Origin of the sequence: Chryseobacterium vietnamense (assembly GCF_031454475.1) — a bacterium.
GTDB classification, from domain to species: Bacteria; Bacteroidota; Bacteroidia; order Flavobacteriales; family Weeksellaceae; genus Chryseobacterium; species Chryseobacterium vietnamense.
The window spans coordinates 956170-969735 of the sequence record NZ_JAVDQX010000001.1 but is presented as its reverse complement, the minus strand read 5'-3'; the positions used below and the strand labels follow the sequence as shown (position 1 = coordinate 969735).

The window sequence follows — 13566 nt, the reverse complement described above, 5'->3', positions numbered from 1 at the left end:
ATGCTTTCAGTTTTTTTGTATTTTTATCAGCCACCAAAGTATCTATCCTATGAAAAACCTATTTCTGGCAGCAGGTCTGCTTCTTATTGTTTCCTGTAAAAATAAAAAAGAGAAAACTTCCTATAAAGAATCTGTTTCCAAGGATAGTTTTATTGTAAAAAAGGATTCAATGCAGAGCAGTACAGCAGAAGATCCTATTGATGAGATCAAAAAAGAATATGCTGCCCTTCAGGCTCAGCTGGAAACTAAAAAGCTGAGTTCTTCAAAATTCAATTATGATTGTAACGATGAACCTTCAGGCGAAGTTATTTTTTATTCTGACAAGGATGAAATTAAAGTAATAGAACATTTTTACGCAGAACACAGTCATTTTTCCGGATCTGAAAAGTATTTTATTAAAGATGGGAAACCATTTTTTATTTTCAGACAGGAGACCGTGTGGAATTTTGATGGTGGCACTCCTGAGAAACCAGTTACCAAAGATAATATTACAGAAACCCGTATTTATCTTAAAAATAATCAGCCGCTGAAATGTCTTGAAAAGAAATACAGTATAAAATCCGATCAGAAAGAAAAAACAGCTCCTGATACTATTCCAGGAAAAGAAATTCAGTGCAGCGTGGATGAAATACTTAAGAGATATGAATCTTTATTAAAACATAGGGACCAAAAAGGCTCCATACAATGTTTATAAGAACAAAAGAGATTGACCTTTGAGCCAATCTCTTTTATATTTTAAAACTTATACACAAAAGCATTAATGTTCATTCCTGCGCCTACTGATGCAAATAAAACCACATCATTCTTTTTGATTTTATGATGTTCCAGTTCATCCTTTAAAATCATAGTCAGCAAAGAAGGAATTGTAGCGACACTGCTATTTCCTAATTTATGAATGACCATAGGCATTATATTTTCAGGAACCGGTTTTCCATACAGCTGATAAAACCTGTTAACGATAGCTTCATCCATTTTTTCATTGGCCTGATGAATGATAATTTTATTTAACTGATCAATGGAATATCCACTGTTGTCAAGACATTTTTTCATCGCATCCGGAACATTTACTAAGGCAAACTCATAAATTTTCCGTCCATCCATTTTGATGTATTTTGTATCCGGGCATTTCTCATTGTTGTAAGATTTCCCAAAATACAGATAATCTTTCTCCTCAAAGGTATAAGAAGCTGACAAATGAGACCTGATCCCGGAATCATCATCTGAATTCACTTCCAGCACAGCCGCTCCTGCTCCATCAGCATAGATCATACTGTCTCTGTCGTGAATGTCTACCACACGGGAAAGTGTTTCTGCCCCAATAACAAGGCATCGTTTTGCTATACCAGACTTGATAAATGCATGAGCCTGTATGACTCCTTCAATCCATCCCGGACATCCAAAAAGAACATCATAGGCAACACAAAAATTATTTCTGATTCCCAATAAGTGTTTCACTCTGGCTGCAAGACTGGGCACCATATCAGACTGAACCGTTCCAAAACGGACATCCCCAAAATTATGGGCGAATATGATATAGTCTAATGTTTCAGGATCAATTCCTGCATTTTCTATGGCTGAACGCGCCGCAATAAGCCCCAGATCTGAAGTAACCTGTGTACTGTCTGCATATCTTCTTTCTTCAATACCTGTAATCTTTTTCAGCTTGTCCGTAATGGAAGCATTATTTTCCTTTAATAAAATTCCTTCTTCATTAAGAAAAATATGTTTATCAAAAAATAAATTGGTTATTGTTTCCGATGGGATATAATTTCCTACCCCGATTATCTTTGTCATCATTATAGTATCTGTTTCCTGTTTTTTAATTAAACGTCAGGAATAATTCATTAAATATAATGAATGAACGTAAATACTTCACAATATAGTATGGAATAAGAATGCATTGCATTATAAAAAATTAAAATAATAGCTGCAAGATAATAAAAAAGAGGTCTCCCATCGGAAACCTCTTTAGTATTTTCACAAGCTGAAAATTATACTTTCATAATTTCAGCCTCTTTTGTCTTCAAATGCTCATCGCAAAGCTTAACGTATTTATCAGTATAAGTCTGGATTTCTTCTTCCACTCCTTTTACTACATCTTCAGAAACTCCCTCAAGTTTTTTAAGTTCTTTCAAACCATCCTGTCTTGCGTTTCTTACCGTTACTTTAGTGTTCTCAGTTTCTACTTTAGCCTGTTTTGCAAGCTCTTTTCTTCTTTCCTCAGTTAATGGCGGAACATTAAGGATAATATTTTCCCCGTTGTTAGAAGGTGCAAAACCTAAGTTTGAGTTGATGATCGCTTTTTCAATCGCATTGATTGCTGTTCTGTCCCAAGGTTGAATAGAGATTGTCATTGCATCCGGAACAGAAACATTCGCAACCTGGTTGATAGGAGTCATTGCTCCATAGTATTCTACCATTACATCCTGAACCATTGATGTAGAAGCACGTCCTGCTCTAATTCTTTGAAATGCGTGATCCAGGTGCTTTACAGCTGCATCCATGTCTTGTTTTACAGATTCTAATATAAGATCTAATTCTTCCATTATTATATTAAAGTTTGATAAATTACACATCTATTAATTCTACTGAATATCAATTAATTAAATCCAAAAACACTGTAAACATCAGGGTTTTCTTACAATTCTAAATTATTTTTTACTATTCAGTGCTGCAAAAATAATGATTATTTCCATATTCTGGTAAGACTGCATTCTGTATTTTGTGAAAACGTTTATATTTTTGAATAGGACACTGTACAAAATTATTTTATTATTCGTCGTTACTTGTTTCTGATTTGTGTTTATGATGGATTTAAGATTTTACCTTATAACTAAAAGATAATCTCTAACCTTTCTTTCCTGCTAATCCGAAGTTAAGAAGTGTATCAACTCCCACACCGACTAAAGTTGCAAAAGGTACAGAGGTTTTTAATATTTCAAGCTTAACTTCCATAATTTTAGTTTAAAACAATTATAACAAAAGCCCTCTCAAAGAGAAGGCTATTATTACTATTAAAGTAGGAAGAAAATTAATTACTAAATTTCAATCTTATTCTTATGCCTTTTGCGGCAGGTATACAAAGATAGCTCTCAGTGAAAATATGTACTGCTACTACATGCTTACCTTGAGAGGTCCATTGGTCAATATAAGTTTTAAAATGATGATAGACAGTATTAGCCGCATCATCAGTCATTGGTGCATTATAAGGAAAAATATCTCCATAGAATGACGCATTATCCGCGTCTTGCCCATACCCATACTCGGCATTATTATCATAAGGGGTAGGATCGCTCAGGAAATCGCCGTATGCATTATATCCATAGTAAATTGTTGGAGCACCTAGAGAGGGAAAGGGACCATTTATAGACGGAAATAAAGCCTGTGCAACAAATTTATCAAGATATATCTGGTTTCTTCCCCACATTGGAGTTCCTTCCTTGTACAGTACCTCGTAATTACTAATGTAGGGATAGTTCGGATTTACGTTGATAGGATTAATGAAACTGGTTGAACCACACTTAAAAGTAGTAGGATCACCTGATGAGCCTTTTTTGGAACCTTTTTTAAAAGCTTGAATTTTCTCTTCAGAAAGTGTAGATTTTTCCTGATTTCCTATTTCTTCATTTGTTGAACAAGAAAATAGCAACACACTGCTTGCTAGCAGAAGTAATTTTTTCATAGTTATTAGTTTAGTTTAAGTCTCAAAGATAGAAAAATTATTGAATCTACAAAATACCATACATTTTGTGGGTATTTTCTCAAAAAAACAAGAATTAATTTCCCAGATTTGCATTGACTTTTTTTTCCTTTCAGAATTGATTTCCTCCTTCATCTTGTCCCAATGCTTGATCCTGGCCTTTTGGCTATATAGCGGTTGAGCTCAGTTAACTTCCATTAGCATCTCGTATAACCTAGCTTCATTGTTAAGGTAATGCAAGGAGTAATAACACTGATTTGACTAAAATAGATTTCGAAGTGCAAAATTCCGGGTACAAATACCTACCGAACATTTTGGTTATTTCTACTTAGTGTGATATGATTTTTTCTAGCTTCCTTTACTATGTCTTTTAAACAGAACATTAGCAGGTATATTTTAGATATAATACATGCAATAATAAACAGAAAGTCTTGAAGAAGACATTTCTTATTAATTAAAAATTTAAAACTAATTTAAACCCATCACATCATGACAAATCCATCTTTAGATGCCTATCAACAAGTTTTCGGTATGGCAGGTCTTGCCAACCGTGCCGGAGGCTACAACGGTTTTGGTATCCAACTACAGCAACAGCTTCAGTATGATTTATCCTATTATTTTAACAATGTTCCCCCGGTTAAAATAATGGATCAGAAAACACCTTCCATAGCTAATCCTTCAGCCGTATCGGAATTAGGAAACTGGGATCTTGTATGGGGCCCTGCCCTGATTGAAGAAAAAAATGAAAAGGGGGTTCCTACGGGTGTTGCAGACAATGCATTATATGTTGTAAAGTCTAATGCTGTCGCATTTCCGGGAGGTCCTACATTACCAACCTACGTTGTAGCTATTGCTGCCACTAATCCTTCATCACTTTACGATTGGGAAACAGAAGATTTCTCAGTTGCAGAAGTAGTAAACTGGACCACTTATAACCCTTCCAATTTCGCTCCATCAGCTTATAATGGCACTGATCCTTATATTTCAAAGGGAACTGCTACTGGTATAAGTATCCTTCTCGGACTTGAAAGTCCTCCATCTGCGGCTTCACCCAATACCACACTGCAACAGTTTCTTGCAGGCTTAAATCCGGATCCAAGTACCGCCATTATATTTTGTGGGCATAGTCTTGCCGGAGCGTTATCTCCTACCCTTGCCCTTTATCTGAAAGAGAATAAAGATCTGGATGCTTTCGGGGTAACACTTGTATATCCTACTGCCGGACCAACGCCAAGTGAGGCAGCATTTGCCAACCTGTTCAACAGTAAATTCCCTCCATTGCCTTCGGGATGGCAGCAGCAGACAGGTACTTATCAAAGCTGGAATACTATGCACTGGAATGATCTGGACGTTGTTCCTCATGCATGGCCGGTATCGGAACTGGGAAAAATAGCAACTATTTATGGCCAGGCCCCTACCTATATGACAGCTGCCTTATTAAACGCTTTACAAAAGATGGCGATTGCTGATTCTTCAAATTCAGGAGCCAGTTATACAAGAATACAGAACCAATCGCTCTCAGGTCAGCTCCAACACTCAAGCGCCTCCTCGGTGAGCATCAAGACACCTCCAGAGTCTTTGCAAGACTACATGCTTCAGCTATCAGTACAGCATGTGGGGATGTATAATGGTATTCCTGCGGAAGGGTCTAATCCACAAGTTAACGGCCTTATTCTAACACAGCCATTACCAAAACCCGATGTGAAGCTGGTACCGGGAGTAACTGCTGTCACCGAATTGGAGATGATTCTAAAAATAATCGATCAGATCATTGGGTGGATTTCTTCCCGTTATGTTTTGGTTGAAAAGGAAAACGTCACACAAAATGCTGGTGTGGATAAATAATTCAGATTAGTATTAAAATGAAAACACCTGTCACAATTACTGTAACAGGTGTTTTTATATTTTTTAGGGCTTATATTGATTATAAATCAACCAAAGTACCTACACTTTCTCCGTCTACGATTTTTTCTAAATTCCCATTCTTATTCATATCGAATACAATGATTGGCAATTTATTTTCGTGGCTTAATGTAAATGCAGTCATGTCCATTACTTTAAGGTTTTTCTCAAATACTTCATCAAAAGATAATGAATTGTATTTTACAGCATCTGCATTTTTTTCAGGATCGCTGTCGTAGATTCCGTCTACTCTTGTTCCTTTTAAGATCACATCAGCTCCGATTTCGATCGCTCTTAAAGTAGCAGCCGTGTCAGTTGTAAAATAAGGGTTTCCTGTTCCGGCTCCGAAGATCACTACTCTTCCTTTTTCAAGGTGTCTTACCGCTCTTCTTTTGATGAAAGGTTCAGCTACTTTATCCATTTCGATAGCGGACTGAAGTCTTGTTTTGATTCCTGCATCTTCCAATGCTCCCTGTAAAGCCATTCCGTTGATTACAGTGGCCAGCATTCCCATATAATCACCCTGCACTCTGTCCATACCTTTTGCCGCTCCTGCTACACCACGGAAAATATTTCCTCCTCCGATTACGATCGCTACTTCACAGCCTTTCTCAACTACTTTTTTGATCTCAGCTGCATACTCCTGCAGTCTTTCGTTGTCAATACCGTATTGTCTGTTTCCCATTAAGGCCTCACCGCTTAGTTTCAGAAGGATTCTTTTATATTTCATCTTTTATTTTTAATAACTTTTTATTAGTACTGGTTTCCCCAGAATTTGATTTTGCAAATATAATCATTAAAGATATTGATGAAAGAAAAATATTTAAATAGAAATAATGTCAGAAATATTTTGAAAAGTACGAAAAAGGATTATTTTTGCATTAATTATAAATTGAATTGAAGAAAATTATCATTTTTTCATTATTTCTATCAGGAATTGTTTCTTATGCACAAACAGGAACAAATGTTTATCCGTTCTTAAACGTACCTGTTTCTGCCAGACAAGCTGCCTTAGGTGGTGATGCAATTTCGGTAAGAGATTATGATGTTTCCTTTGCTATTGCAAACCCTGCCCTGTTAAATAAAGATTCTGACAAACAGCTTTCTGTAAACGCAACGGCTTACCTTGCCGATTCGAAATACGGAACTATTGCTTATGCCAAAGATTTTGAGAATGGTCATATGGCTACCATCAATGCAAGGTATATGAGCTATGGAAGTATTCCGAGGACTGACGAAAGCGGTTTCGAAAACGGAGAATTTAAAGCTTCAGATGTAGCGATTGGTGCAGGCTATGCCTACCAGTTTGAAGAAGACTGGACAATTGGTGGAGGACTTAATTTTATTACTTCAAAAATTGATAACTACACTTCTTCCGCCATCTCCGGAACAGCGGGAATTACCTATCATAATAAAAAGAATAAAGAAGTAGTTTCTCTTGTGATGAGAAATTTTGGGTTTCAGCTGAAATCCTTCAATGGAACAAGAGAAAATCTTCCTTTCAGAATAGATCTGGGATACACCAAAACAATCAAGAACTTCCCTCTTGCGATCACGATTACAGCACACGATCTTCAGAAGTTTGATATTTCTTCAGAAGAGAATCTAGACGGACAAAAAGTGGGTACCGGCAGAAAGATTGCCGATCACTTTTCATTGGGAGCCGAATTATTTCCGGAAAAGAGTTTCAATATAAGACTGGGATACAATGTAAAAAGAGGAAATGAACTGGCCGTTGCAGACCAAAGAAACTTCTCAGGGCTTTCTGCAGGATTTGGAGTTAAAGTTTCCAGATTCCGCATTGATTACGCCCATGTAAGATATCACAACTCTTCAAATGTCAACCAGATAGGAATTTCTATGGACCTTTCCAGCCACAGAGGAGAATAATCTTCCCGGCAGGAAATTTCTTAATTATTCCGAAAATTTCTTACTTCCTCTTGATTTTCTAAAAAAAATCTTGAAATTTGCAGTATGAAAAAACCTGTAATTGCTATCGATGGGTACTCGTCTACCGGAAAAAGTTCTATCTCCAAAATCATTGCTGATCAACTGGGACTTATTCATATGGATACAGGAGCACTTTACAGAGGAGTTACCTGGTATGCTTTACAGCATTGTCTGAATGAAAATGGTGAAATTGATCTGAATACCCTATTCTCTTCTTTTAATCAGATCAACCTTGAATTTAAAAACAACAACGGCACTCTTATTCTTTTCCTGAATGATACAGATATATCTAAGGAAATCCGTACTAATATCGTATCAGACAACGTAAGCCTTGTTGCCAAACAGAAAGAAGTACGAGACTTTTTGCTGCAGTCACAGCGCACTTTGGCAGAAAAAGGCGGTGTTATTATGGACGGACGTGACATTGGGACAGTAGTTCTGCCAAATGCAGACTATAAATTCTTTCTTACTGCCAGTATTGACGAAAGGACCAACAGAAGATTTCTGGAACTGAAAGGCCTGGGAATTGAAGCAGATAAAGAACAGGTAAAACAAAACCTGATAGAACGTGACAAGATCGATAGTGAGCGTGAAATAGCCCCATTGAAGCAGGCTGACGACGCTATTGTAATTGATAATTCAGAACTGACCAAAGAAGAAACCATACAGCTTATTTTATCTCACATCGAAAAGATTTAACAATTTTTAATAGGCTTCAGGCCTCCTTTGGTATACAAATTGCAAGTTTTATTACTGTAAAAACTAATCTATTATTAATTATTAAAAAACTTAAAATGTCTAGAAAAGGAAATAATACAGCAGGTATATTGGCAGGACTTCTTGCAGGTGCTGCGGCAGGTGTAATCTTAGGAATGTTATACGCACCGGAAGAAGGTAAAGAAACCAGAAAGAAAATCAAAACTAAAGCGAATGATCTTAAAGATCAGGCAAAAAATAAATACGGAGAGGTTTCTGAAAAGGTAAAGGACCAGTACAGCAATATTTCTTCTACTTTCAAGGAAACAGCTAACAGCGTAGCACATACTGTGAAAGACGGATATGATAAATACAAAGATCAGATTGTTTCTAAAACTGCAGATTTGGCAAAAGATGTAGAAGCAGAACTTAATGATCTAAAAAAATAAGTAATTTATCTTTTCTAAGTAAATTACGGAAAGGAACTTTTGTGCGAAAGTTCCTTTTTTTGTAACTTTAAAAAAAAACAATGATAGAAACTATTAAAGAATACGCCTCCAAGAGAATAGATCTTCTGAAAATTGAAGCGACTGAAAAGTCGTCACTTTCTGCCGGGCTCATTACTTACTTTGTAGTACTGCTTGTTGCTTTTGCTTTTTTTATTATCCTTTTCAATTTTGGAATTGCTTTCCTTATTGGAAAAGCGCTGGATAATTACTCATACGGATTCTTAATTGTTGCTGCATTTTATGCGCTGGTGATGGCGTTTGTTGTTGCATTCAAAACTAAGATTGTCAATACTGTTGCAGATCAGGTTATTAAATTTTTAAATCATTAAACTATGGGCAGAAAATACGAGAGCATAGAAGAATTAAGAAGAAAGAAAAAACTGCTTCAGGGTGAAATAAGTGATCTGGAAAATCTTCTGACCTTCAAGAATACTAAAGAAAGCCTAAGTGCTTTTACCAATGGTTTAAGCGATCAGTACCTTCAGGAAAAGATTGATGAAGACGGTGATGAAAAAGTAGTTTTAAGAAAGGATGTCATCGCCAAACAGCTTACTTCAGAGGTGAAAGATCTTCTGATCAGCAAAAATACAGCTGTAGGAATTGCGAGTTCTGCCTTCAAAGGAGGAAATATTACAGATAGCCTTGTTAAACTGGGAGTTACTGCTATCGTAGGAAACTACGCCAAAAAAAATATGAAAAGCTCCAACTGGAAGAAAAAACTGATTGGCGCGGCATTGATTTACCTTGCTCCTATTGCGCTGAAATATGTCAGAAAAAAGATGGAGGTCTATCAGAAAAACAAAAGTGTTTCAAGTATGGAACAACTGATATGAAATAAGATATCAGAAACCAGGCGCCGGATATTATTCAGTAATATTTTACAATAATTTCCAACCTCTGGTTTCTGATTTTCTATTTTGAAAATAACTGCCCTAAAATAATTCCTGCTGCCATTGATACATTCAGGCTTTCTGTAGACTGGGATTTTCCAAATCTCGGAATACTGATACTTTTTTGTAAAAGCTTTTCTGTTTCCGGTCTCATCCCGTTTCCTTCATTTCCTAAAATAAGGTTGATCTTTTCCGGTTTTTCAAAAGTATAGATGTTCTCTCCTTCCATATCCGTTCCGATATTCACATTCTCCGTCTTAGAAAGATATTCCACAAGATCAGTATATACCACATTTACTCTGGTAAAAGATCCCATGGTTGCCTGAATCACCTTCGGATTGTACACGTCTACGGTATCTTCACTACAGATAATCTGTTCAATTCCAAACCAGTCTGCCAAACGTATAATAGTTCCGAGATTTCCCGGATCCTGGAGTCCATCCAAAACCAATTGTATATTCTTATCCTCCCATTTCTCTTCCTCGGCAAGATAACATACCGCAACGGAATCTTTTGGAGTTTTAAGAAAACTGATTTTTTTTAATTCATTTTCAGAGATATGGGTAACAGGGATATCAGTACGGTCCAATTTTTGTGGATCGGTTGACAATATTTCTTTAACTTTAAAGTTAGAATTAAAAAGTTCACAAATGATTTTATTACCTTCAACCAAAAACAAATTGTATTTTTGTCTGAACTTCTTTTTATCTAAAGATTGTAAAACTTTTATTGTATGAGCTGTAAGCATTATAAGAATTCTCCTCAAAAATATTATAAAATTATCTCATTTGCAACATTTGTTGGTCTCCTTTATGCTTGTAGTACAACAAAAAAAGTTCCTGATGGTGAATACCTGCTTACCAAGAACACTTTAGAGTTCGAAGATAAGAGAGAATTTTTCGACGAAGAGCTGAAAGATTATATTCAGCAAAAACCCAACAAAAAGCAATTTCTTTTCATGCCATTAAGTTTACTTCTGTACAATATGGCGGATACAAAATATGATACCATACTTAATGAATATATGACGTATCCCGGTGAGATGAGAAATCAGAAACTGAGAGATTCTTTATTCCTTAAATATAATATGAAAAGCAGTGTTGGGAAAAGTCTTCTTTTCGACCGTTTACTGCATAATTGGGGAACACCGCCGGTAATTCTTGATCAGGCAAGAAGTGAAAAAAGTGCCGAATCTATCAAGAAAAGACTTACCTACAGAGGATATTGGGATGCAGATGTAAACTTTAAACACACGCTGGATTCCGCGTCCAAAAAAGCATCTGTTAATTATTCTATCAAGCATAATGATCCTACACGCATCAAGGATTATTTCTACAATATTCCGGATCAGGGAATCAAAGGGTATTACAACTATAATCTGAACAGAAGCCTTGTGAGATCGGGACAGATTCTTGACCAGACCGTTCTTGAAAGAGAGGTTACCAGAATTACGGATCTGATGAGAGAGTTTGGTTTCTACAGATTCAATGCTTCCAATGATGAAGTTTATTTTGTTGCAGATTCTCTTAAAAGCAGAAAACAGGTTCCTTTAACGCTGGAAATTCATAAAGATTCTCTGGATACTCCTTATAAGATAGCCACTTTCGGAAATATTGACGTTGCTATTGTGGATGAACCCGGTGATTATCCTAAAAATACCAAAAAAGACAGCTTAAGGAGAATAAGATTTCATACGATGAATGACAAATACAAACTTTCATCTGTATGGAGAGCTATTATTCCGGACAGTAAAAAGGTTTTTGACCAGACGAAACTGGATGTGACCAAGAGAAATCTTTTATCGATGAATAACTTTAGCATCGTTAAAGCAAGAGACTCACTGAGACAAGGCGGAATGACATCGCCAAACGACAGTATTGTAGATGTTTTGTATGTACTGAAACCACTTCCGAAGTACGAACTTAAAGTGGGAACAGATATCAATTATTCTCAGGTTTTAAATCTGGGGATCTCCCCTTCTGTTGACCTTACCACCCGAAATGTTTTCAGAGGTGCGGAAAACCTTTCTACCAGCCTTTCAGGGACATTTGGTTCTATCAGAAGTACAAAAGATATCAGCAAAAGAGTTGCAGCCTACGAAATCTCGGCTCAGGCATCCCTGAATTTCCCAAGACTACTGCTTCCTTTTAATTATTATAAGTTTATTCCAAAACGATATACGCCTACATCATCTATTTTGCTGGGGGCATCGATACAGAACAATATCGGTTTGGGAAGGCTGATTTTCAATACCGGACTGAATTATCAGGCAAGTGTTAATGATCAGGTGTATCACAAGCTTACTTTATTCAATACTCAGGTCAGTCTGACAAAAAATAAAGATGCTTACTATGATTATTTTGTGAATGATGGAAGGGTCAAAGACGAGGTTTTCGGAAATTATTTTATGTTTAACCCGGAAACTGCGCAAACCGGACAAGATTACAGAGATGGAAAACTCAGTGTAGATGAAGTTTCCAAAAAGATCATCGAGAATGATGCTTACCGCGGAAGTCTTAATCAACAGGGAAGAGATCTTTTAACGGCCTTTACCGGAACACTGGTTAACAAAGACAGACAAACACAGGATGTCCTTATTTCTTCCATGATCTACAATTTTGTTTACAGTGAAATTGGAAAGAAAGAATATCCAAATGCCTTTTATTTTAACGGAAAAGTGGAGCTTGCGGGAAATATATTAAGTATATTCAATAAAAAAGATAACGGCGGAGGTATTGTTACCGGCCCGCAAGGAACTATTTTCGGGCTACCCTACGCACAGTTTGTAAAATTTGATATTGATACAAGAAAATATTTCAAGTTTAACGGGAACCAGACATTGGTGCTGCGTCAGTTTATCGGAGTTGGAATACCTTACGGAAACTCTCAGGATATGCCCATCATCAAGTCTTATTTTAACGGAGGTTCCAATGATATCAGAGCTTGGGTAGCATTTGGAGGGCTAGGTCCTGCCGATTCTCAGGTAGACGAAAGAGTGCGTACGTATATGACGGACAACTTAAAGCTTACCACCAATATTGAATATCGAATTCCATTCAATAAGACCTATGAGGGAGCGTTATTTACCGATATTGGAAATACATGGAGTCTTCGTAATTATAATGATGGATACGGAGATGAATTTAAATTCGGTAAGTTCTGGAAACAGGTAGGTATCGGAAGTGGGTTTGGATTAAGGCTGAACATCGCTTACGTTACGGCGAGAATTGACCTTGCGTATAAGATCTATGACCCCAATAAACCTGAAGGTGACCGATGGAGATTTAAAAATATCCAGCCATTCAAGCCAACAGTAAATATCGCGTTCGGATATCCTTTCTAATCCGGAGAAACGCCTAAAATAAAATACACTACAGCAATCACACGGGCGAGGATTTCCCTCGTCTGGTTTCTGTAGAAACTTTCAGGTTTGGTGACATCCTGTGCATCAAATCCTAATGCATTCATATCATTATTTCTTGCAAAAAACAATGCCCTCAGGTTGTGATACCCCTGAGATACAATAATGACATTTTTCTTCTTATAAACGTCCTTACAACGGAGAATACTTTTATAGGTATTGAATCCTTTCGGATCTTCAACAATAATATCTTCAGGCACTCCTTCCTGATTGATCAGATAGTTTTTCATAGCACCTGGTTCATTATAGCCTTTACTCTTCTCCCCGCTCACTATAATTTTCTTGATTTTCCCATGATGGTAAAGAAGTGCTGTCGCATCCATTCTTTTGGTAAAATAAGGATTGGATTTTCCGGATCTCATTTTGGGAGATGTTCCCAGAACCAGTGCAATTTCCCGTGGCGGAATTTTTGAGATTTTGGTATAGGTTCTCCCGTTGGTAAGTCCGAAAACCCACACATTACAGAAGCATATCATCAGAATTCCCAATTCCAGTGAT

General features: G+C 36.7%; 14 protein-coding genes. 8 read left to right on the top strand and 6 right to left on the bottom strand.

Annotated features, from left to right (window positions below):
* The first annotated feature begins 49 nt into the window (after window positions 1–49).
* On the top strand, window positions 50–694 hold the full coding sequence (locus tag J2786_RS04325; RefSeq protein ID WP_047431069.1) for a hypothetical protein: 645 nt from the start codon (window positions 50–52) through the stop codon (window positions 692–694).
* 41 nt (window positions 695–735) lie between these two features.
* Here J2786_RS04325 and J2786_RS04320 read toward each other — a convergent pair whose 3' ends face one another.
* The 3 genes from J2786_RS04320 to J2786_RS04310 all read right to left on the bottom strand — a co-directional run bounded on the left by J2786_RS04320 (window position 736) and on the right by J2786_RS04310 (window position 3682).
* On the bottom strand, window positions 736–1797 hold the full coding sequence (locus J2786_RS04320; protein ID WP_047431071.1) for a 3-oxoacyl-ACP synthase III family protein: 1062 nt from the start codon (window positions 1795–1797) through the stop codon (window positions 736–738).
* Between the two features lie 194 nt (window positions 1798–1991).
* Window positions 1992–2546 carry a ribosome recycling factor gene (gene frr, locus J2786_RS04315; protein ID WP_047431073.1) on the bottom strand — a complete coding sequence of 185 codons (555 nt, stop codon included), beginning with the start codon at window positions 2544–2546 and terminating at the stop codon, window positions 1992–1994.
* 485 nt (window positions 2547–3031) lie between these two features.
* Window positions 3032–3682, bottom strand: coding sequence for a hypothetical protein (locus J2786_RS04310; protein WP_047431076.1), 651 nt, complete (start codon window positions 3680–3682; stop codon window positions 3032–3034).
* A 507-nt stretch (window positions 3683–4189) separates the two neighbouring features.
* Here J2786_RS04310 and J2786_RS04305 point away from each other — a divergent pair.
* Window positions 4190–5545, top strand: a complete 1356-nt coding sequence (locus J2786_RS04305) for a lipase family protein (RefSeq protein WP_052186971.1) — start codon at window positions 4190–4192, stop codon at window positions 5543–5545.
* A 79-nt stretch (window positions 5546–5624) separates the two neighbouring features.
* Here the strand turns inward: J2786_RS04305 and pyrH are convergent, their stop codons facing one another.
* Entirely contained in the window at window positions 5625–6332 is a 708-nt protein-coding gene (gene pyrH / locus J2786_RS04300) for a UMP kinase (RefSeq protein WP_047431078.1), read from the bottom strand.
* A 167-nt stretch (window positions 6333–6499) separates the two neighbouring features.
* Between pyrH and porQ the strand changes: the two genes are divergently transcribed.
* The 5 genes from porQ (at window position 6500) to J2786_RS04275 (ending at window position 9590) form a co-directional block, all read left to right on the top strand.
* Window positions 6500–7492, top strand: coding sequence for a type IX secretion system protein PorQ (porQ, locus tag J2786_RS04295; protein ID WP_047431081.1), 993 nt, complete (start codon window positions 6500–6502; stop codon window positions 7490–7492).
* Window positions 7493–7576: 84 nt separating this feature from the next.
* Entirely contained in the window at window positions 7577–8251 is a 675-nt protein-coding gene (gene cmk, locus J2786_RS04290) for a (d)CMP kinase (RefSeq protein ID WP_047431083.1), read from the top strand.
* A gap of 95 nt (window positions 8252–8346) precedes the next feature.
* Window positions 8347–8697 carry a YtxH domain-containing protein gene (locus J2786_RS04285; protein ID WP_047431084.1) on the top strand — a complete coding sequence of 117 codons (351 nt, stop codon included), beginning with the start codon at window positions 8347–8349 and terminating at the stop codon, window positions 8695–8697.
* Window positions 8698–8777: 80 nt separating this feature from the next.
* Window positions 8778–9086, top strand: coding sequence for a phage holin family protein (locus J2786_RS04280; RefSeq protein ID WP_034694332.1), 309 nt, complete (start codon window positions 8778–8780; stop codon window positions 9084–9086).
* 3 nt (window positions 9087–9089) lie between these two features.
* Window positions 9090–9590 carry a hypothetical protein gene (locus tag J2786_RS04275; RefSeq protein WP_047431086.1) on the top strand — a complete coding sequence of 167 codons (501 nt, stop codon included), beginning with the start codon at window positions 9090–9092 and terminating at the stop codon, window positions 9588–9590.
* A gap of 79 nt (window positions 9591–9669) precedes the next feature.
* Here J2786_RS04275 and J2786_RS04270 read toward each other — a convergent pair whose 3' ends face one another.
* Window positions 9670–10395, bottom strand: a complete 726-nt coding sequence (locus J2786_RS04270) for a TrmH family RNA methyltransferase (RefSeq protein ID WP_047431087.1) — start codon at window positions 10393–10395, stop codon at window positions 9670–9672.
* Here J2786_RS04270 and tamL point away from each other — a divergent pair.
* Entirely contained in the window at window positions 10381–12990 is a 2610-nt protein-coding gene (gene tamL, locus J2786_RS04265) for a translocation and assembly module lipoprotein TamL (RefSeq protein WP_047431089.1), read from the top strand. The two genes, J2786_RS04270 and tamL, sit on opposite strands and share 15 nt — an antisense overlap.
* Here the strand turns inward: tamL and J2786_RS04260 are convergent.
* On the bottom strand, window positions 12987–13544 hold the full coding sequence (locus J2786_RS04260; RefSeq protein WP_373427997.1) for a SanA/YdcF family protein: 558 nt from the start codon (window positions 13542–13544) through the stop codon (window positions 12987–12989). The two genes, tamL and J2786_RS04260, sit on opposite strands and share 4 nt — an antisense overlap.
* Window positions 13545–13566 lie beyond the last annotated feature (22 nt).